Genomic DNA, 20,330 nt, shown 5'->3' with positions numbered 1-20,330 from the left:
TGCGATGAGGCGGATACTGGTCACGGGAGCGACGGGCGGCTTGGGGCGCAATGCCGTGCGCACCCTGCTGGCGCAGGGCGTGGAAGTGCGCGCCACGGGCCGCAACGCGGCCGTGGGCCGCGAGCTCGAACGCATGGGCGCGCAATTCGTGGCGCTCGACCTGGCGCAAGCGACCCCGCGCCAGGTCGACGAGCTGGTACGCGGCATGGACGCCGTCTGGCACTGCGCCGCGCTGTCCTCGCCGTGGGGCGCGGAGCGCGACTTCATCGCCGCCAACGTCACGGCCACGGCCCAGCTGCTGCGCGCGGCTGCCGGCCTGCACGTGGCGCGCTTCGTGCACATCTCGACCCCGGCCATCTATTTCGACTACCGCAACCGCTACGAGGTGCCGGAAACCTTCCGCCCCGACGCTTTCGTCAACGCGTACGCGCGTTCGAAAGCGATGGCGGAAAAACTGGTGCAGGAGTGCGTCGACCGCCACCGCGGCATGACGTGCGTGATCCTGCGCCCGCGCGCCATCTTCGGCCCGCACGACCAGGTGCTGATCCCGCGCCTGGCGAGGGTGCTGCAGGAGCGCGGCGGCAAGCTGCCGCTGCCCAATGGCGGCGCGGCCACCATCGACGTCACCTATGTGGATAACGTCGTGCATGCGATGTGGCTGGCCACCGTGCACAAGACCATCGCTTCGGGCGCCGCCTTCAACATCACGAATGGCGAGCCGGCGCGCCTGTGCGACATCTTGCGCAGCCTGTTCTGCGACCATCTGCAGCAGCCGTTCGAAATCGTCAGCGTGCCTTATCGCGTGCTGGCGCTGGTGGCGCGCCTGATGCAGTTCGCCTCGCGCTTCACGCGCCGCGAGCCCTCATTGACGCCCTACAGCATCGGCGCGCTCAGTTTTGACATGACGCTCGATAACGCCAAGGCGCGCAAGGTGCTCGGCTACCGTCCCGTCATCAGCCTGCAGGACGGCATCGCCCGCACGGCGCAGTGGATGCGCCAGGAAGCGGCGGCGCACAAGGTGGGCAAGGAGCGCAATGGCTAGCATCACCGCATTTCGCGTCGGCCACTGCACCCATCCGTCGTGCATGGTCTTGAAAGGCAGCGGGCTGGCCAGCCGCTGCTTCCCTTCGCGCGCCTACCTGATCGAAACCCGCGCGGGCCTGTACCTGTGGGACACGGGGTATGCCGAGCACTTCCGCGCCGCCACGTCGAAAGGCGTCTACCGCATGTACGCGTGGGTAACGCCCATCTCGTTCGACGAGAATGAGTCGCTGCACGGCCAGCTGCGCGCGCATGGCGTATCGCCCTGCGACATCCACACCTTGCTGCTGTCGCACTTCCACGCCGATCATATCGCCGGCCTGCGCGACTTTCCCGGCGCGCGGCTGATGGCCTCCAAAACGGGCTGGGACGCCGTGCGCGGTTTGTCCGGCGTGGCCGCCGTGCGCCAGGCCTTCGTGCCCGAGCTGCTGCCAAACGATATCTCTGACCGCCTGGCGTTTGTCGAAAGCGTGCCCGAGACGGCCTTGCCGGCCGCCTTGCTGCCGTTCACGCACGGGCGCGACGTCAGCGGCACGGGCGAGATCTACATCGTCGACTTGCCCGGCCACGCCATCGGGCATATCGGCGCCTTCGTGCTGCACGACGGCGGCTGGACCCTGCTGGCGTCGGACGCGGCCTGGGTGCCGGAAAGCTTCCAGCAGCTGCGCGGACCGTCCGAACTGTCGTTCCTCATCCAGCACAAGCGCGCGCCGTACTACGCCACACTGAACCGCTTGCACCAGCTGCACCAGTCGGGCCAGGCGCAGATCCGCATCACGCATGAAGATACCAACGATTATTTGCCAGTGGCGGGCCGCCCGTGAAGCGTATTGTCTGGCTGTTGCTGTCGTACTGGCGCACGCGCCGCCTGCGTTTCGCAAGCCGCGCGCAGCTCGACGCCTACCAGCACAAGCAGCTGGCCCGTTTCGTCGATGTGCTGTGCGCGCGCAGCCGCTATTTCGCCCCGTACCGCAAGCTGCCGCTGGCGCAGTGGCCGACGATGAACAAGGCCCTGATGCTCGAGCATTTCGACGCCATGAACACCGAGGGAATCACGTTGGCGCAGGCGATGGATGCGGCCATGGCGGCCGAGCATAGCCGCGACTTCACGCCGGCCGTGGGCGACATCACGGTGGGCCTGTCGTCGGGCACCTCGTCGCGGCGCGCCGTGTTTACCGTCAGCCCCCGCGAAAAGGCCCAATGGGCGGGCGTGATGCTGGCCAAGGCGCTGCCTGACGGCCTGTTTTCCGGCGAACGGGTCGCCCTGTTCCTGCGCGCGAACAGCAATCTGTACACGGCCGTGCGTTCGCCGTGGCTCACGTTTGCCTTCTACGACCTGTTCGCACCGTTCGACAGCCTGTGCGCGCAGCTGGCGCGCTATCAGCCTTCCGTGATCGTCGCGCCGGCCCAGGTGCTGCGCCAGCTGGCGCTCCGCGTCATCGATGGCAGCCTGGCGCTGGCGCCTAAAAAAGTCATCTCGGTGGCCGAAGTGCTGGAAGCGCAGGACCGCGCGCTGATCGTGCAGGCGTTCGGCGCCGTGCATGAAATCTACCAGGCCACCGAGGGTTTCCTCGCCAGCAGCTGCGAGCACGGCGTGCTGCACCTGAACGAGGAATACGTGCACATCGAACCGCAGTGGCTCGATGCGGAACAGCGTCGTTTCGTGCCCGTGATTACGGACTTCACGCGCATCACGCAGCCCATCGTGCGCTACCGGCTGGACGATATTTTGATCGCGCGCGCCACGCCATGCCCGTGCGGCCGCGCCACGCGCGCCATCGATGGCATCGAAGGGCGCTGCGACGACATGCTGCTGCTTCCCTCTGCACGCGGCGGCGCCCCCATCGCCGTGTTTGCCGACGTGCTGACGCGCGCGTTCGCGCAAGCCTTGCCGCCGGACGCCGACTACCGCCTGCTGCAATCGGGCGACAGCGCCTTGCAGCTGCACGCGGCCCTCGACGACGCTGGCCTGGCTGCCTTGCGCGAACACCTGGCGGCGGTGCTGCGCGGCCTGGGCGTGGCCGTCGACAGCCTGGTCTGGACGACGAGCGGCGAATTGCCTCCCTTTGACCCCACCATGAAACGGCGCCGCATCCGGCGCCTTGCCACTGCATGAATCCTTCTTCCATGACTTTAGCTTGCCGCCTGCTGCACCTGCTGGCCGGCTGGGGCAGCGTCGGCCTCGTGTATTTTTCCAGCGATGTGCTGCAAGGGCAGGGGGTACTCTTGCCGGAAACGGCGCTGGACCGCGCCATTCCCTACACGGATGCCGCCATCTGGCTGTACCTGTCCTTCTTCGTCCTGATCCCGTACGCCTACCTGGCGGCCGACGCGGCCCGCGTGCGCTGGCTGGCGCGCGCCATGGCGCTTTCTGCGCTGGCTTGCGGCGTGGTCTTCCTGCTGTACCCGACGACGCTCGCGTATCCGCCCGTGGGCGAGGGCGGCGCCTGGAGCACGCAGGCGCTGCGCCTGCTGCAGGCGGCGGATTCCGCGCAAAACTGCCTGCCGTCGCTGCATGGCGCCCTGACCTTGCTGTGCGTGTGGGCCCTGTGCGACAAGCGCTATTTGCTGCGCTCCGCGCTGGCCGTGGTGCTGGGCGTGGCCATCTGCTACGCCATCATCGCGCTGCGCCGGCACGTGAGCATCGACCTGGCCGCCGGCCTGGCTGTCGGCATCGCTGGCGGCATGCTGGCGAAAATGCAGGTATTCTGGACCGCTCACCGCGTCATTTCTACTGAAACCGCATCATGATGAACCCCTTTGCTCTCTCTTTCCTTGTCATGCTGGCCTTCGTGCTGGCCGAACTGCTGATTCTCAAATGGGTACGCAAGACCCCGGTGCCGTGGAAGGACGTGATCTTCAACCTCAATTCAGGCCACATCCTGATGTGGGTGTTCCGCGGCGTGGAAGTGGCGGCGTTCGCCCTGCTGCTGCGCCATGTGAACCTGCACATCGTCGACCAGTGGCCCGTGGCCGCGCAGTGGGTGTTCGCTTTTTTTGCCTGGGACCTGTGCTTTTACTGGATGCACCGGCTGCACCATAAGATTCCCTTGCTGTGGGCCGTGCACGTGGTGCACCACCAGGGCGAGCATTTCAACCTGTCGCTGGGCGTGCGCAATTCCTGGTATTCGTCGCTGACGAATTTCCCGTTCATCGCCATCCTGGCCGTGCTGGGCGTGCCGCTGGAAATCTTCCTTGTAGTCTCGTCCCTGCATTACACGGTGCAGTTCTATAACCACAATGCACTAGTGAACAAGTCCGGCATTCTCGATAAATTCATGGTCACGCCCTCGCACCACCGCGTGCACCACGGCACCGATAAACGCTATATCAACCGCAATTTCGGCGGTACCCTGCTGCTGTGGGACAGGCTGTTCGGCAGCTTCCAGCCCGAACTCGAGGGCGTGGAAATGCGCTATGGCGTGAAGGGCATGACACCCACGCATAATCCGCTCCTGGCCAGCAACGGCAAGCTGTTCAAATGGCTGCGCGCGCGCTTTCCCCACTGGCAGTCGCGCGGCACTTTCGAGGTGCCTGAACTGTTCATCGGCATCGGCGGCGTGATCCTGTTTGGCCTCGTGATCTATTACGTCAACCACGAAGCGGCGCTGGCCGGCGCGCAGCAAGCCATCCTGTTCGCGCTGATTTTTGGCGGCACCTTGGCGCTGGGCGGCCTGTCGGACGCGCGCCGCTGGGGCGCCATTGCCTGGGTCGCCATCGCCGTGGCCATGCCGGCCCTGTATCTGGGCTGGTATGGCGCGCGCGACGTGTGGGGCATGGTGTTCCTGGCCGCGCTGCTGGCGCATGGCCTCGACGGCGCTCGCCGCCTGTGGTGGCCGGCCGCGGCGGGGACGCGCGCGTGACGCCTGTGCCTTCCCTGCCGCCGCTGCGCTTCCAGCCCGCCCGTGATTCCGCCTTCCGCCGCGAACTGCGCGCGCGCGCCGACGCCTACCTGGCGGCCGAAGGAAAACACCGCTTCGGCGACTGGCGCCTGCATGCTAAAACCGTCTTCCTGGCCGCGCTGGCGGCAGGGCTGTATGCGCTGGCCTTGAGTGCCGGCGACACCTGGCCGTTTGTCGCCAGCTATGTCGCCTGCCTGGTCGCGGCCATGGCGCTGGCCATGAATACCCTGCACGACGCGGCCCACAGCGCCGTCTTCCGCCAGGGACGCCTGAATCGCATCCTGATCCGGCTGGTGGGCTTGCCCGTGGGCGTGGACACGGATTTCTGGACCATCCGCCACGTGCATTTCCACCACACCTACGCGAACGTGGAAGGCTATGACCTCGACACGGAGCCGAACCCCTTCCTGCGCCAGACGCCGTTCCAACGCTGGTCGCCCCAGTACCGCTATCAATACCTGTATTGGCCCGTGGTGGCGGCCCTGTCGCTGCCGTATTTGAACTGGTATGGCGACTGGCTGGACCGCTTCGGCAAGACGCCCGTCGCCGCGCACAGCCGCTTGCAGGGCTGGCGCGGCTGGCTGTCGTTCCTGGGCTGGAAGCTCGGCCACGTGGCGCTGGTGCTGGCGCTGCCCATGTGGGTGCTGCAGCAGCATGGCATAGCCTGGGGCGTGGTGCTGGGCGCGTATTTCGTGGGCCAGATGCTCGCCTCGTGCGCGCTGGTGGCGCTGATCCTCGGCACGCACTGGGCTGAAGTGGAATTCTTCCAGCCGGGGCAGGACGGCACCCTGCCGCATGACTGGTACCAGCACACGTTTTACACGGCCTGCGACTGGACGCCGAAGCCGCGCGCGCTGCGCTGGCTCGGCTACTGGCTCGGCGGATTGAATTTGCACCTGACGCACCATTTGTTCCCCACCTGGAGCCACCGCCACTACCCGGCGCTGGCGCGCATCCTGGCCGAACTGGCGCCGCGCCACGGCCTTGTGTACCGCGAACTCGGTTATGGCCAGCTGCACGCCTCGCAGCAGCAATTTCTGCGCGCCATGGGCCAGCCGCCCACCCGCACCTGACGAATCGCGCTTGACTGGGATTCTGTTTCGTCTTACATTTCTGTAACGACAGAAATAAGAGAAAATCATGGAATTGAGTCCGACCACGCAGAAGTACATTCTCCATTGGGGCGAAATGGGCACCCGCTGGGGCGTCAACCGCACGGTGGCGCAGATCCACGCGCTGCTGTTCCTGGCGAATGAACCGCTGACGGCGGAAGACATCGCGGCCAGCCTGAACGTGGCCCGCTCGAACGTCAGCAACAGCCTGAAGGAATTGCAAAGCTGGGGCCTGGCGCGCATCACGCACGTGATGGGGGACCGGCGCGACCACTTCGTCGCCCTGCAGGATGTGTGGGAAATCTTCCGCGTCATCATGGAAGAGCGCAAGCGGCGCGAGATCGATCCCACCCTGACGGTGCTGCGCGAATGCGCGATCGAGGGCGAACAGGATGCGGCGATACCGCCGGCCACGCTGGCGCGCATGGGCGAAGTGCTGGCCTTCCTGGAAATGCTCAGTTCCACCTACAGCGACTATAAAAACCTGCCGCCGGCGACCCTGCAGCGCATGCTGTCGATGGGCGGCAAGGTGGCCAAGTTCCTCAGCCCGGACGACAAGCCTGGCAAGCCGGGAAAAGCATGAACGGCCCCTCGGAAGGAGAATTGTTCAAGAAGGTCATGGGCGAGCGATGGCTCACCCTGCACCCGGACATCCGGCGCCGTTTCGAGAAAAATCCCGCGCCGGGCCAGCCCCTGTATTACCGGGGCGAACTCAGTGAACTCACCAGCTCGCGCCTGGGCAAGGTGCTGGGCTGGCTCACGCGTCCCTTCATCGACGGCGCCCTGATCCCGCATGACGATCACGACTTCCCCGTCGATATCGAAGTCTATTCGCGCCCCGGCTGCCCCTTCATCTTCAAGCAGCGCACCTACCGCCTGCATGGCCGCGCGCCGATCCGCTTCACGTCCTACATGGCCGAAAGCGCGAAGGGCGAAGTGCTCGAATACGTGGGCATGGGCCTGGGCATGAAGCTGGTGCTGCACGTGGAAGATGGCAACCTGCATTTCACCAGCGATGGCTATTTTTGGGATCTTTTCGGCTGGCGCCTGCCGCTGCCCGGCGTGCTCACGCCCGGCAAGACCTATCTGTGCCACCGCAACGATACGCCGCAGCAGTTCAACATCCGCATCGAGATCCGCCACGCCCTGTTTGGCACCACATTCACCCAGGTCGGCGTGTTCCGCGAATCCGCCGCACCGGAAATGAAGGAGACACCATGAATACGCATCTGCTGGCCCTGCAACTGATGGCGGCGCAAGGCTGCCTGGGCGCCTTCGACACCATCTATCACCATGAAATCACGGAAGCGCTGCCGCAAAAGGCCTCGGCGCGCCTGGAACTGACCATCCATGCCACACGCGCGCTGATCTACAGCCTGCTGTTCGTGGGCCTGGCGGCCTGGGAATGGCATGGCGCCTGGGCCTGGGTGCTGGTGATCGTGTTTGGCGTGGAAATCGTGCTGACCCTGTGGGATTTCGTCGTCGAAGACCAGACCCGCCTCTTGCCCGCCACGGAGCGGGTCACGCACACGGTGCTGGCGATCAACGCGGGCGCCTTCATCGCCCTGCTGGCCCTCAACAGCAGCGGATGGGCGACCTTGCCGACGGCCCTCGTATGGCAGCCGTACGGCTGGCTCAGCGTCTTCCTCGCCCTGTGCGGCGTGGGCGTGGGCCTGTCCGGCCTGCGCGACGCGTACGCCGTATGGCAGCTGGGCCGGCGCAAGGTGCAGGAGCAGGAAGAGCAGGAGGAACATCTGCGCTTTGCCGCCGCGCCGCAGTCCGTGCTGGTGACGGGCGCCACGGGTTTCATCGGCCAGCAACTGGTCAGCGCCTTGCTGGCCGACGGCCATGCGGTGACGGTGCTGACGCGCCAGCCCAAGCAGGCCGCGTGGACCTTCGACGGCCAGGTGCGCTGCATCCGGTCGCTGGACGCATTGTCGGATGCGCAGCGCATCGACATGGTGGTCAACCTGGCCGGCGCGCGCATCGTCGGCAAGCGCTGGACGGAGGCGCGCAAGGCGGCCCTGCGCCGCAGCCGCGTGGCGCTGACGCAGGACCTGGTGGCGTGGATCGCCCGCGCCCAGCACAAGCCGAGGGTGCTGCTGTCCGCGTCGGCCATCGGCTACTACGGTGTGCAGCCGCAGGGCGACGCCACGGAATTGACGGAGGAGAGCGCGCCGCAAGCCATCTTCATGTCGCAGCTGTGCCAGGAATGGGAAGCGGCCGCGCGCCAGGCGGAGCAACATGGCGTGCAGGTGGGCTGCATGCGCTTCGGCCTCGTCTTCGGCCACCAGGGTTCGCTGCCGCAGATGCTGCTGCCGATACGCTTCGGTGCAGGCGGCCCGCTGGGCAGCGGCAAGCAGTGGGTCACGTGGGTGCATGTGCGCGACGTCATCCGCGGCATCGCCCATGTGGCGCGCCGCAGCGAACAGGGTGCCGTGAGCGGCGCGTATAACTTCTGCGCGCCGGAAGCGATCGAGCAGCGCCGCTTCGCCCAGGTGGCGGGCACCGTGCTGCACCGCCCCAGCGTCGTGCCCACGCCGGCCTTCGTCATGCGCGCCTTGCTGGGCGAGCAGGCCGACTTGCTGGTGGAAGGTCAGCGGGTCGCCCCGCGCCGCCTGTTGGCCGACGGATTCAGCTTCCGCTATCCGCAGCTGGAAGGGGCGCTGCGCAGTTTGTGACGTGGGGTGGTATCGCGTTGCTCCGGGCGTAGAATAGGCATGCTCCGGGGTCAGACCCGGCGGGTCTGACCCCACAGGAGAAGTCCATGCCCCGCTTCAGCCATACGATAGACAGTCATGTTTACCAGTTTGCCAGCCTGAAGGAGCTGCTGGCCAAGGCCACGCCGCCGCGTTCGGGCGACGTGCTGGCCGGCGTGGCGGCCGCCAGCGCGCGCGAGCGGGTGGCGGCGCAACTGGCGCTGGCCGAGGTGCCATTATTGACATTTCTCAATGAGGCGCTGGTGCCGTATGAAGGCGATGAAGTCACGCGCCTGATCATCGATACCCACGCGCGCGCCGCGTTCGCGCCCATTTCCCATCTGTGCGTAGGCGACTTTCGCGACTGGCTGCTCGACGACGCGACGGACACGCCCACGCTGTCGCAGGTGGCCGCCGGCATCACGCCGGAAATGGCGGCCGCCGTCTCGAAAATCATGCGCCTGCAGGACCTGGTGCTGGTGGCCCGCAAGTGCCGTGTCGTCACGGCTTTCCGCAATACCCTGGGCCTGGAAGGGCGCCTGTCCGCGCGGCTGCAGCCGAACCACCCGACGGATGACGCCACGGGCATCGCGGCGTCGGTGCTCGATGGCTTGATGCTGGGCAGCGGCGACGCCGTGATCGGCATCAATCCCGCCACCGACAATGTGGCGCAGGTGGTCTCGCTGCTGCAGCTGCTCGACGCCGTCATAGCTCAATATCAGATTCCCACGCAGTCCTGCGTGCTCACGCACATCACCAATACGCTCGAGGCGATCCGCCGCGGCGCACCCGTCGACCTGGTGTTCCAGTCGGTGGCGGGCACGCAGGCGGCCAACCGCAGCTTCGGCATCGACCTGGCGCTGCTGGCCGAGGGACAGGCGGCGGCCCTGTCGCTGGGGCGCGGCACGGTGGGCAGCAACGTCATGTATTTCGAGACGGGGCAGGGCAGTGCCCTGTCGGCCGGCGCCCACCACGGCATGGACCAGCAGACGTGCGAGGCGCGCGCGTATGCGGTGGCGCGCGCGTATCAGCCGCTGCTGGTCAATTCCGTGGTGGGCTTTATCGGCCCCGAATACCTGTACGACGGCAAGCAGATCATGCGCGCGGGGCTGGAAGACCATTTTTGCGCCAAGCTATTGGGCCTGCCCATGGGCTGCGACGTGTGCTACACCAACCACGCGGAAGCGGACCAGGACGACATGGATGCCTTGCTGACCATGCTGGGTGTGGCCGGCTGCAATTTCATCATGGGCGTGCCGGGTGCGGACGACATCATGCTCGGCTACCAGAGCACCTCGTTCCACGACGCCCTGTATGCGCGTCGCGTGCTGGGCCTGCGTCCCGCGCCCGAATTCGCGGCCTGGCTGGCGCGCATGCAGATCACGGATGCGCAGGGAAATCTGAACGTGGCGCTGGCGCCGGCCTTCCAGGCAGCCCTGCTGCGCCTGGATGCCTAGGGGATATGCATGGACGAAAACCATCTGTGGCAGGCGCTGCGCGCGCATACGGCGGCGCGCATCGCGCTGGGGCGCCGCGGCGTGAGCGTGCCGACCCGCGCGCAACTGGCGTTTCAGCTGGCCCACGCGCAGGCGCGCGACGCCGTGCACCTGGCCCTCGATGGCGAAGCCCTGGCAAGCACCCTGGCCGCGCAGGGGCAAGCCAGCGTGCATCTGCACAGCGCCGCCGCCACGCGTGCCGACTATCTGCAACGCCCCGACCTGGGGCGCCGGCTCGATGATGCTTCACGCGCGCGCCTGGCCGCTGGTACGACGGGAGTGGACCTGGCGCTGGTGGCGGCCGATGGCCTGTCGGCGCTGGCCGTGCAGCGCCACGCGGCGCCGTTCCTGGCCGGTTTGCGCGAACGGCTGGCGCTGGAAGCGTGGACGCTGTCGCCCGTGCACATTGTGGCGCAGGGGCGGGTGGCTATCGGCGACGAGGTAGGGGAATTGATAAAAGCGCGGGCCGTGCTGGTGCTGATCGGCGAGCGGCCTGGCTTGAGTTCCCCGGACAGCCTGGGCCTGTACCTGACGTGGGCGCCCAAGGCAGGTTTGCTGGACGAGCGCCGCAACTGCATCTCGAACGTGCGCCCCGAGGGGCTGGCGTATGCGCCAGCCGCGTACCGGCTGCACTACCTGCTGTCGCAGGCGTTCAGCCGGCAGTTGTCGGGCGTGGACTTGAAGGATGAAACGGTGGAAGAGGGCGCGGCCCTGGCGGGCGCGCGCAATTTCCTGCTGGCGTGATCAGACTTCGCGGATTTCGTCGAGCGGCCAGCGCGGGCGCACGTTGAACGAGTAATCGTGCTTGGCGGCGTCGGGGTTGATCTGCAGGCGCATGGCGCCGGCAAAGGCGATCATGGCGCCGTTGTCCGTACAGAATTCCAGCTCCGGGTAATACACTTTAAAACGCTTCTTGGCGGCGGCCGCATTGAGCGAGGCGCGCAGCTGCGCGTTGGCGCCCACGCCGCCGGCGATCACCAGGCGCTTCAAGCCCGTGTGCTTGAGGGCCGATACGCACTTGGCCGTCAGCACGTCGACGATGGCGTCGACGAAGCCCCGTGCGATGTTCGCCTTGTCCTGCTCGCAGATATTGGCGATGACTTTTTCTTCATGGTTTTTCACCACCGTCAGCACGGCCGTCTTCAGGCCGGAAAAGCTGAAGTTGAAATCCTTCGAATGCAGCATGGGGCGCGGCAGTTTATACGCCAGCGGGTCGCCGAATTCGGCCAGGCGCGAAATGGCGGGACCGCCCGGGTAACCGAGTCCCAGCAGCTTGGCCGACTTGTCGAATGCCTCGCCGGCCGCATCGTCGAGGGTTTCGCCCAGCATCGTGTACTGGCCCACGCCATCGACGCGCATCAGCTGGGTGTGGCCGCCCGACACCAGCAGGGCGATGAAGGGGAATTCCGGCGGCTCGGACGCCAGCAGCGGCGACAGCAAATGGCCTTCCAGGTGGTGGATGCCCAGCACCGGCTTGTTGATGGCCAGGCCCAGGCTGCAGGCGACGGACGATCCCACCAGCAGCGCGCCGGCCAGCCCCGGGCCTTGCGTGTAGGCGATGGCGTCGATTTCGGACAGGCCGATGCCGGCCTTCGTCAGGGTCTCTTCGAGCAGCGGGATGGCGCGGCGGATATGGTCGCGCGACGCCAGTTCCGGCACCACGCCGCCGTACTGCTCGTGCATGGCGACTTGCGAATAGAGGGCGTGCGACAGCAGGCCGCGTTGCGTGTCGTACAAGGCCAGGCCGGTTTCGTCACAGGAGGATTCGACGCCAAGAACAATCATGAAGGTACTGAATAGGGAGGAGTAATCCGCCATTGTAAAGGAAAGCCGGGCAGTCCACCGTGCGGCCGGCGCACCATTTCGGCGGCAGTGTGCACTTGCGCAGTGCGGCGCGTGCCGGTTTTGCCCGCGATTCCGGCTGCTTTGCGCCTGGAACGGCACTGGCACCGCTCTTGCTTAGGCAAGCGTGTGCCTTTTTCAAGGAGCTTGCGATGCCGGAACAATGGAAAATGATTTGCCGCCTGAAGGACATGCCGCTGGCGGGCGCGCGCATGGTGCAGCGGGGGCTGGCGTGGCAGGATTTGCCCGGCGTGGCGCTGTTTCGCGCGGTGGACGATACGGTCTACGCGCTGCTCGACACAGTGCCGTGCCTGGGCGGCCCGCTGGCGCATGGGGTGCTGATGGAGAAAAACCTGATGGGTCCGAAGAACAGCTGGATCATCGAGCTCGATTCGGGCCGCCTTGTGGCGCCCGTGCAGGGCATGGCGCGCATGTACGCAGTGCGCATCCTCGACGGGCGCGTCTACCTGGACATCAATGAACTGAATGTCCCGGCCAGCAAGGCGGAGCAGGCGCTGGCGGGATCGTTCGCCGTGCTGCCGCATGTGCAGATGGCGTGATGAAGGGAAAAGCAAGAACGGCGCACGGGGCGCCGTTCTTTGTCTTCAGTGATGTGTCGGCTTACGCGCTACGCGCTAAGCCGACCTACGTATTGACGCGGCCGGCCGGGTAGGTCGGATTAGGCCCACAGGGCCGTAATCCGACAACATCGTTGGCCGTAATGTTTTACGCAGGGCGATTGAGCAGGTGCGCATGCGCATCGCGCAGCATGGTGGCCGTCGTGTCCCAGTCGATGCAGCCGTCCGTGACGGAGCAGCCGTAGGTCAGTTGCGACAGGTCTTGCGGGATCTTCTGGTTGCCGCCGACGATGTTCGATTCGATCATCACGCCCACCAGCGAGCGGTTGCCCTGGCGGATCTGGTTGACCACGTCGCCCATCACCAGCGGCTGCAGTTCCGGCTTTTTATAGCTGTTCGCGTGCGAGCAGTCGACCACCAGGTTGGCCGGCAGCTTGGCCTTGGCCAGCGCTTGTTCGGCGATGGCGATCGAGACCGAATCGTAGTTCGGGCGGCCGTCGCCACCGCGCAGCACCACGTGGCCGTACGCGTTGCCGCGCGTGCGCACGATGGCGACGTTGCCTTCGGCGTTGATGCCCAGGAAGGAGTGCGGGTGCGCCGACGACAAAATCGCGTTGACGGCGATGCTGATGTCGCCATCGGTGCCGTTCTTGAAGCCGACCGGTGTCGACAGGCCCGACGACATTTCGCGGTGCGTCTGCGATTCGGTCGTGCGCGCGCCGATGGCGGTCCAGGCGATCAGGTCGCCCAGGTATTGCGGCGAGATGGGGTCCAGCGCTTCGGTAGCGGTGGGCAGGCCCAGTTCGCACACGTCGAGCAGGAACTGGCGCGCCTTTTCCATGCCTTCGTTGACCTTGAACGAATCGTCCATGTACGGGTCGTTGATGTAACCCTTCCAGCCCGTGGTGGTACGCGGTTTTTCGAAATACACGCGCATCACCAGCAGCATCGTATCCTTGACTTCCTCTTGCAGCGCTTTCAGGCGGCGCGCGTAATCGAGGCCGGCCACGGGGTCGTGGATCGAGCACGGGCCGACGACGACGAACAGGCGCTGGTCCTTGCGGTCGATGATGTTGCGCAGCGCTTCGCGGCCGCGGCTGACGGTGTCGAAGGCGCTTTCCGACAGGGGCAGCTTGGCGTGCAGTTCGGCCGGTGTCGGCATGGGCGCGAAAGAGGTGACGTTGATATTTTCGATGTCTGGCGTATTCATGATTCTGGCTCGGCTTTCGCTATTGCGTTCTTTAAGAGGCAATAGTGTAGCGGAAATGCGGCCTGGCGGCGGGGATGGGGCCAAAACGGGAATGCATGAGTTGTTTTTATGGCAGGGTCGGCACGCCGCCGGCCCCATGCTCCTGGATGCTCAATGGCCGCCGGTCACGCTGGCGCCAACGCTGTAGCGGGCGATGCGCTGGTAGTTGCCGGCCAGCTCGGGCGGCCGGGGCAGGCCGGGATGGCGCCGCACGTGCGCGAGGATGGCGGTTTCGTGCTGGCGTATCTGCGCGTCCAGGCAGGCGATCTGCTGGCGCAGCAATTGATGCAGAGCAATCTGGCCCGCGTGGAAATGGCCTTCCAGGCATGCCATCTCCTGCTTGCGCAGCTGCCGCACGGCTTGCAGGCGGCGCAGCCACAGGCGCAGTTTCACGTAGGCGGGCGAGGGCGGCGTCCAGCCAGCGGGGCGTTTGTCTTCGCAGTAATTGGCCAGCACCACGGCGCCGTGCGCCGCGTCCTCGGGCAAGCCTTGGCCGCGCAGATAGTCTGCCAGCTGCGCGGGCTGGGCGTCGCAGACCAGCATGCCCATGTCCGCCAGCGCGCGGGCCGGCGCCTCGCTGTACGGGGCGTCGAGGCGCATGCAGGCGCGCAAGCCCATGACGGGCACGTCGTTCCTTTGCAGCCAGCTGCGCAGCCAGCGGTAGCCGGCCACGTCGTTTTCCAGCACCTTGCACAGCACGTCGCCGCCCGAGCGCAGCACGGCTTTCAGCAGCAGTTTGCCAGTTTCGATGCCGACGAAGGCAGTTTCCTGTTTGATCGCGTGTTCCATGATGAGTTCCCCCTGTGCAGTCTTATACACAGCGGCGGCGCGTTTGGATGCAGGCGCGAAGCAAATTCGTAAAAATAGCCTGGAAGACTGTTGCATCTGCGCCTATCGCATCCGCCAGCCCGTCTGCACGGGGAAAAATCCGTGTAAGCTGGCGTCATGACGACTGTTTCCATCCCCCATACCGATGTGGCCGGCGAGCCATTCCCTGCAGCACGTTTCATCAAAGAAATAGGACGCGGCAAGAACGGCGCGCGCAGCATGACGCGCATTGATGCCGGCGCCCTGTACCGCGCCATGCTCGAGGGCCGCGTGTCGGACCTGGAACTGGGCGGTATTTTGTTGTCGATGCGCATCAAGGGCGAGTCCGTGGACGAGATCGCCGGCTTCCTTGACGCTGCCGAAGCCTCGTTCGTCCCGCTGGCCGCGCCGGCAGGCGAATTCGCGCCCATCATCATTCCCAGCTACAACGGCGCGCGCAAGATGGCGAACCTGACGGCCTTGCTGGCGCTGCTGCTGGCGCGCGCGGGCGCACCCGTGCTCGTGCATGGCGTCACCAGCGACCCGGGCCGCATCACGACGGCCGAAGTGCTGGCCGTGCTGGGCGTGCCCGCCTCGCTCGACCATGCGCAAGCCGAGGCCGCCATGGCGCGCAGCGAAGCGGCCTTCCTGCCCATCGAGGCGCTGGCGCCGCGCCTGGCGCACATGCTGTCGCTGCGGCGCGTGCTGGGCGTGCGCAATTCCACGCACACCCTCGTGAAAATCATGCAGCCGTTCGCCGGGCCCGCCCTGCGCCTGGTGTCGTACACGCATCCCGAATACCTGGAAATGCTCGGTGAATATTTCCTGACTGCCTGCGATCCCGCGCGGGGCGACGCTTTCCTGATGCGCGGCACGGAGGGAGAAACGGTGGCCAACGCCAACAAGGCGCAGCAGATCGACTGGTTCCACGACGGCGAGCGCACGGTGCTGGTGGAAAAGCAATTGCTGGTGGAGGAACTGCCGCATTTGCCGGCTGAGCGCGATGCGGCCACCACGGCCGCCTGGATCGCCGCCGTGCTGCGCGGCGAGGTGCCCGTGCCGCCGTCGATCGCCGAACAGGTGGAGCAATGCCTGATGGCATCGCGGCAGATTGCGGCACGGCCGCGCTAGCCGCGCCGCCGCAGTTTACAATGGCGTCTTTGTAATCAGCGGTGACCGGAATTCTTATGGCAAAACAATTTGATGTGGCAGTGATCGGCGCCGGCGCGGCCGGCATGATGTGTGCGGCTGTTGCCGCCCAGCAAGGCAAGCGCGTGGTGTTGATCGATCACGCGGCCAAGCTTGCCGAAAAGATCCGCATCTCGGGTGGCGGACGTTGCAATTTCACCAATATTAACGCCACCCCGCAAAATTTCCTTTCGGAAAACCCGCACTTTTGCAAGAGCGCGCTGTCGCGCTACACGCCGCAGGATTTCCTCACGCTGGTGAAAAAATACCGGATCGGCTACCACGAAAAGCACAAGGGCCAGCAATTCTGCAATGAATCGGCCGAGCAGATCATCGACATGCTCAAGGACGAGTGCGCCACCGGCGGCGTGCACTGGCGCATGCCGTGCAAGATCGATAATATTATCCAGCAAGATGACGGCGGCTTCGTGCTGCAGACGGACAGCGGCGACATCGAGACGGCCAGCATCGTCATCGCCACGGGCGGCCTGTCGATCCCGAAGATCGGCGCCACCGACTTTGCCTACCGCATCGCCAAGCAATTCGACCTGGCGATGGTCGAGCCGCGTCCGGCCCTGGTGCCGCTGACGTTCGATCCGGCCAGCTGGGCGCCATTTGCCGAGCTGTCCGGCATCGCGCTGGAAGTGGATGTAGAAACGGGCAGCCTGAAAGGCCGCAAGGCAACGGGCGCGCGTTTTCGCGAAGATTTGCTGTTCACACATCGCGGCCTGTCCGGTCCGGCAATTTTGCAGATTTCCAGCTACTGGCTGCCGGGCGAGCCCATCGTCATCAACCTGCTGCCGGAAGTGGACGTGGCGCAGACCTTGATCGAAGGCAAGGGCACCCTGAAGAAGCAGCTGGGCAATATCGTTGCCCAATGGCTGCCGCAGCGCCTGGCGGACTGCCTGCTGGCTGTCAACGGCCTGGCGCCGGACGCGCGCATCGCCGACATGCCCGACGCGCAGCTGCGCAAGCTGGGGCAGGCCATCAATGCCTGGTCCATCGTGCCCAACGGTTCCGAAGGCTACCGCAAGGCGGAAGTGACGCGCGGCGGCATCGACACGCGCGAACTGTCGCAGCAGACCATGATGGCCAATAAAGTGCCGGGCCTGTATTTCATCGGCGAATCGGTCGACGTGACGGGCTGGCTGGGCGGCTACAACTTCCAGTGGGCCTGGGCTTCCGGCGTGGCGGCAGGTATTGCCTTGCAGTAAGCAAGTCTGTAGGATGGGCGCACCGGTGCGTGGTTTACGCCACATTCCGGCAGCGACCTCAGGCTGCATGCCGCACGCAAGTGGGGAGGGGCTTCCCTTTCCGAATAAAAGCTGCTACTATCTATCTCTTCCTATACACCACCTCAACGGTTTGAATTTTACATGACCACTATTCGCCTTAAAGAAAACGAGCCGTTCGAAGTCGCAATGCGTCGCTTCAAACGCACCATCGAAAAAACGGGTCTGCTGACCGAATTGCGCGCTCGCGAATTCTACGAAAAGCCAACAGCTGAGCGCAAGCGCAAGCTGGCAGCTGCTGTCAAGCGTCATTACAAACGCATCCGCAGCCAACAACTGCCGAAAAAATTATTCTAAGACTGTTCAGTCAGAACCAACCCGGGTAGTTCGGCGCATTGTTCGCCACGGGTTTTGTTTTGATTCGCCTGGAGTGATACTTCAGATGAGTCGCATACCCGCTCCGGTTCGCCGCAGCGGGTTTTCGCTTTTGTGGCCGCCTGCTTGGAGTGCCTGCACGAGCATCGAACCCTACTTACCAACACGAGGATTGCCATGAGCTTGAAAGAACAAATTACCGAAGACATGAAAAACGCCATGCGCGCCAAGGAAGCGGGCAAGCTGGGCACGATTCGCCTGTTGCTGGCGGAAATCAAGCGCAAGGAAGTCGACGAGCGCATCGAGTTGACGGATGCCCACGTGACGGCCATCGTGGAAAAGATGATCAAGCAGCGCAAGGATTCGATCACCCAGTTCGAAGCCGGTGGCCGCGCCGACCTGGCCGACATCGAAAAAGCCGAGCTGGTGCACCTGATCGGCTACATGCCTGCGGGCCTGTCGGATGAAGAAGTGGCGGCCGAAGTGGCTGCCGCCGTGGCCGCCTCGGGCGCCGCCGGTCCGCAAGACATGGGCAAGGTCATGGCCATCGTCAAGCCGAAGCTGGCCGGCCGCGCTGACATGACGGTGGTCTCCGCCCTGGTCAAGAAAGCCTTGACGCCGGCCGCGTAAGCAACAATAGTAGCAAGGGCTGCCAGTCGTCGCGCTGGCAGCCTGTTAACAGCCCACACGTTGACCTGGCTCAACCTCCGGCCACGTGCGGTAGTATAGTCTGACCTATAACAAGACCCGCCCTCGCCAGTGATACCTCAATCCTTCATTTCCGATTTGCTCAACCGCGTCGATATCGTCGATGTCGTGGGCCGCTATGTGCAGCTGAAAAAAGGCGGCGCCAATTTCATGGGCTTGTGCCCGTTCCACAGTGAAAAATCGCCCAGCTTTACCGTCAGCCCCACCAAGCAGTTCTACCACTGCTTCGGCTGCGGCGCGCATGGCACCTCGATCGGTTTCCTGATCGAGTATTCGGGCATGGGCTTTGTCGACGCCGTCAAGGACCTGGCGCAAAACGTGGGCATGGTCGTGCCGGAAGCGGACGACAAGATCCCGCCGGCCCAGCGCGCACAGATCCAGGCGCAAAGCCTGGCCCTGTCCGACGCCATGACGCAGGCCTGCGATTATTACCGCGGGCAATTGCGCCACGCGCCGGAAGCCATCGCCTACCTCAAAAATCGGGGCTTGACGGGCGAAGTGGCCGCTCGCTTCGGCATGGGCTTCGCGCCCGGCGGCTGGGATAACCTGCGTTCCGTCTTCCCCGATTACGACGTGGTGGCCCTGGCCGAGGCCGGTCTCGTGATCGACAAGGTCGATGAAGAGGGCAACAACCGCAAGCGCTACGACCGTTTCCGCGAACGCATCATGTTTCCGATCCGTAATACCAAGGGCCAGGTCATCGCCTTTGGTGGCCGCGTGCTCGACCATGGCGAACCGAAATACCTGAATTCCCCGGAAACCCCCTTGTTTTCCAAGGGTTTCGAACTATATGGGTTGTTCGAGGCGCGCCAGGCCATCCGCGACGCCGGCTACGTGCTGGTGACGGAAGGGTATATGGACGTGGTGGCGCTGGCGCAGATGGGTTTCCCGCAAGCAGTGGCCACCCTGGGCACGGCGTGCACGCCCACCCACGTGCAGAAACTGCTGCGCCAGACCGACAACGTGATTTTCAGCTTCGACGGCGACAAGGCCGGCCGTCGCGCGGCGCGCCGCGCGCTGGAAGCGAGCCTGGCCCACGTGTCGGATAACAAGACGATCAAATTCCTGTTCTTGCCGTCGGAACACGATCCGGACAGCTATATCCGCGAATTCGGCGCCGAAGGTTTTGAGCAGCAAGTGCATGAAGCGATGCCGCTGTCGCAATTCTTGCTGAAAGAAGTGTCGGGCGAGCATGATTTGTCGGAACCGGAAGGGCGCGCCCGCGTGCAGTTCGACGCCAAGCCCCTGCTGCAGCTGATGGCGCCGTCGTCCCTGCGCCTGCAGATCGTGCGCGGCCTGGCGCAGTTGACGCAGTCCACGCCGGCCGAGATCGAAGCCCTGTTCGAGCTGGCGAAACCCGTTGCCGTGGCGCACCGCGCGCCGCCGAAATCGGGCCGTCCCGTGCCTGTCGGCTTGGAATTGAAGATCATGCGCATGCTGGTGGCGCATCCGCCGTTGACCTTGCGCATCGATGAAGCGGCCCTGACCGCCTTCCAGCACCTGGGGCCCGATGCGGCGCACAGCCTGGGGCAACTGGTGGCCGTGGGCCAGGCGCTGGGCGAGCACGGCAGTTTTGCCGCGCTGGCGCAGCAGTTGAAGGAGCTGGGCAGCGAATACGACGAGATCATCGGCGAGATCGCGGCCGGCACGGAATCCGATTACGACAGTGAATTGTCGTGGCTGGTGAGCACCATTCGCGAGATCAAATTGAATGCCTTGAAGGCGGAATTGCAGCAATTGTTTGCGTCGGGTTTGCCATCGGAGAAAATTGGTGTACGCTACCGCGAAATCATGCAGGAGCAAGGCGAGCTGGAACGCGAACGCGATGCCGAGTTGGTGAATCGCTAACCTTGCCATGAGGGTATGTCGCGCACTGGAAAAACATTTTTCGCGTGCTATAATTAAATGCTAAGTATTGTGTGCTTTGGCAAGCTAGTTCTGTTTCGTAAATAGTATTTGTTTTCAGTAAGTTAGGCTCTTGATCGGCGCGGTGGATCGTGTCGGCAGCCAGGGCCAACTGGCGCTTTCGGCGTTGCGGGCAAGGCTCGCAGACGCTGGCAAGCCGCGCCAGGCTCTCGCTCCCAACGCGGTCGATGCAGGA

General features: G+C 64.9%; 20 protein-coding genes. 17 read left to right on the top strand and 3 right to left on the bottom strand.

Features of this window, described 5'->3' with window-relative positions:
- Positions 1 to 4 precede the first annotated feature (4 nt).
- The 11 genes from CSQ95_RS11965 to eutC all read left to right on the top strand — a co-directional run bounded on the left by CSQ95_RS11965 (position 5) and on the right by eutC (position 10,994).
- Positions 5 to 1,042 (top strand): NAD(P)-dependent oxidoreductase, encoded by a 1,038-nt coding sequence (locus CSQ95_RS11965; protein WP_099409676.1) that lies wholly within the window; start codon positions 5 to 7, stop codon positions 1,040 to 1,042.
- Positions 1,035 to 1,865: an MBL fold metallo-hydrolase gene (locus CSQ95_RS11960; RefSeq protein WP_099409675.1), complete on the top strand. Its 831-nt coding sequence runs from the start codon at positions 1,035 to 1,037 to the stop codon at positions 1,863 to 1,865. Before CSQ95_RS11965 ends, CSQ95_RS11960 begins: the two co-directional genes overlap by 8 nt.
- Positions 1,862 to 3,157, top strand: a complete 1,296-nt coding sequence (locus tag CSQ95_RS11955; RefSeq protein ID WP_099409674.1) for a F390 synthetase-related protein — start codon at positions 1,862 to 1,864, stop codon at positions 3,155 to 3,157. The genes CSQ95_RS11960 and CSQ95_RS11955 overlap by 4 nt, the downstream gene beginning before the upstream one ends.
- Positions 3,158 to 3,168: 11 nt before the next feature.
- Complete coding sequence (locus CSQ95_RS11950) at positions 3,169 to 3,792, top strand: phosphatase PAP2 family protein (RefSeq protein ID WP_257218033.1); 624 nt, start codon at positions 3,169 to 3,171, stop codon at positions 3,790 to 3,792.
- On the top strand, positions 3,789 to 4,904 hold the full coding sequence (locus tag CSQ95_RS11945) for a sterol desaturase family protein (protein WP_099409672.1): 1,116 nt from the start codon (positions 3,789 to 3,791) through the stop codon (positions 4,902 to 4,904). The genes CSQ95_RS11950 and CSQ95_RS11945 overlap by 4 nt, the downstream gene beginning before the upstream one ends.
- On the top strand, positions 4,901 to 6,016 hold the full coding sequence (locus tag CSQ95_RS11940) for an acyl-CoA desaturase (RefSeq protein ID WP_257218032.1): 1,116 nt from the start codon (positions 4,901 to 4,903) through the stop codon (positions 6,014 to 6,016). Before CSQ95_RS11945 ends, CSQ95_RS11940 begins: the two co-directional genes overlap by 4 nt.
- Positions 6,017 to 6,083: 67 nt before the next feature.
- Positions 6,084 to 6,638 (top strand): GbsR/MarR family transcriptional regulator, encoded by a 555-nt coding sequence (locus CSQ95_RS11935; protein WP_099409670.1) that lies wholly within the window; start codon positions 6,084 to 6,086, stop codon positions 6,636 to 6,638.
- Positions 6,635 to 7,276: a DUF4166 domain-containing protein gene (locus tag CSQ95_RS11930; protein WP_099409669.1), complete on the top strand. Its 642-nt coding sequence runs from the start codon at positions 6,635 to 6,637 to the stop codon at positions 7,274 to 7,276. Before CSQ95_RS11935 ends, CSQ95_RS11930 begins: the two co-directional genes overlap by 4 nt.
- The gene (locus CSQ95_RS11925) at positions 7,273 to 8,736 is read left to right on the top strand and encodes a TIGR01777 family oxidoreductase (RefSeq protein ID WP_099409668.1); all 1,464 of its coding nucleotides are present in this window, start codon (positions 7,273 to 7,275) and stop codon (positions 8,734 to 8,736) included. The genes CSQ95_RS11930 and CSQ95_RS11925 overlap by 4 nt, the downstream gene beginning before the upstream one ends.
- 86 nt (positions 8,737 to 8,822) lie before the next feature.
- Positions 8,823 to 10,211, top strand: a complete 1,389-nt coding sequence (locus CSQ95_RS11920; RefSeq protein ID WP_099409667.1) for an ethanolamine ammonia-lyase subunit EutB — start codon at positions 8,823 to 8,825, stop codon at positions 10,209 to 10,211.
- Positions 10,212 to 10,220: 9 nt separating this feature from the next.
- Positions 10,221 to 10,994, top strand: coding sequence for an ethanolamine ammonia-lyase subunit EutC (eutC, locus tag CSQ95_RS11915; protein ID WP_099409666.1), 774 nt, complete (start codon positions 10,221 to 10,223; stop codon positions 10,992 to 10,994).
- On the opposite strand, the gene tsaD is transcribed toward eutC, so the two are convergent.
- Positions 10,995 to 12,035, bottom strand: coding sequence for a tRNA (adenosine(37)-N6)-threonylcarbamoyltransferase complex transferase subunit TsaD (gene tsaD, locus CSQ95_RS11910; protein WP_099409665.1), 1,041 nt, complete (start codon positions 12,033 to 12,035; stop codon positions 10,995 to 10,997).
- 209 nt (positions 12,036 to 12,244) lie between these two features.
- On the opposite strand from tsaD, the gene CSQ95_RS11905 reads away from it, so the two are divergent.
- Positions 12,245 to 12,652: a nitrite reductase (NAD(P)H) small subunit gene (locus tag CSQ95_RS11905; protein WP_099409664.1), complete on the top strand. Its 408-nt coding sequence runs from the start codon at positions 12,245 to 12,247 to the stop codon at positions 12,650 to 12,652.
- A gap of 166 nt (positions 12,653 to 12,818) precedes the next feature.
- On the opposite strand, the gene CSQ95_RS11900 is transcribed toward CSQ95_RS11905, so the two are convergent.
- Positions 12,819 to 13,880 (bottom strand): 3-deoxy-7-phosphoheptulonate synthase, encoded by a 1,062-nt coding sequence (locus tag CSQ95_RS11900; RefSeq protein WP_070223112.1) that lies wholly within the window; start codon positions 13,878 to 13,880, stop codon positions 12,819 to 12,821.
- Between the two features lie 150 nt (positions 13,881 to 14,030).
- The gene (locus CSQ95_RS11895; RefSeq protein WP_099409663.1) at positions 14,031 to 14,708 is read right to left on the bottom strand and encodes a hypothetical protein; all 678 of its coding nucleotides are present in this window, start codon (positions 14,706 to 14,708) and stop codon (positions 14,031 to 14,033) included.
- A 156-nt stretch (positions 14,709 to 14,864) separates the two neighbouring features.
- Here CSQ95_RS11895 and ybiB point away from each other — a divergent pair, with 156 nt between their 5' ends.
- The 5 genes from ybiB (at position 14,865) to dnaG (ending at position 20,077) form a co-directional block, all read left to right on the top strand.
- Positions 14,865 to 15,857 carry a DNA-binding protein YbiB gene (ybiB, locus tag CSQ95_RS11890; RefSeq protein WP_099409662.1) on the top strand — a complete coding sequence of 331 codons (993 nt, stop codon included), beginning with the start codon at positions 14,865 to 14,867 and terminating at the stop codon, positions 15,855 to 15,857.
- Between the two features lie 56 nt (positions 15,858 to 15,913).
- Positions 15,914 to 17,128, top strand: coding sequence for an NAD(P)/FAD-dependent oxidoreductase (locus CSQ95_RS11885; RefSeq protein WP_099409661.1), 1,215 nt, complete (start codon positions 15,914 to 15,916; stop codon positions 17,126 to 17,128).
- A gap of 162 nt (positions 17,129 to 17,290) precedes the next feature.
- Positions 17,291 to 17,503, top strand: a complete 213-nt coding sequence (gene rpsU / locus CSQ95_RS11880; RefSeq protein ID WP_008451879.1) for a 30S ribosomal protein S21 — start codon at positions 17,291 to 17,293, stop codon at positions 17,501 to 17,503.
- A 195-nt stretch (positions 17,504 to 17,698) separates the two neighbouring features.
- A complete protein-coding gene (locus tag CSQ95_RS11875) occupies positions 17,699 to 18,151 on the top strand; it encodes a GatB/YqeY domain-containing protein (RefSeq protein ID WP_070287781.1) in 453 nt (150 codons plus the stop codon).
- Between the two features lie 129 nt (positions 18,152 to 18,280).
- Positions 18,281 to 20,077, top strand: coding sequence for a DNA primase (gene dnaG, locus CSQ95_RS11870; RefSeq protein ID WP_070287782.1), 1,797 nt, complete (start codon positions 18,281 to 18,283; stop codon positions 20,075 to 20,077).
- Positions 20,078 to 20,330 lie beyond the last annotated feature (253 nt).

The organism is Janthinobacterium sp. BJB304, assembly GCF_002735765.1.
Classification (GTDB): domain Bacteria; phylum Pseudomonadota; class Gammaproteobacteria; order Burkholderiales; family Burkholderiaceae_D; genus Janthinobacterium.
Note: the sequence above shows the minus strand (reverse complement) of the source record. Positions and strands in the feature narration are given on the sequence as shown.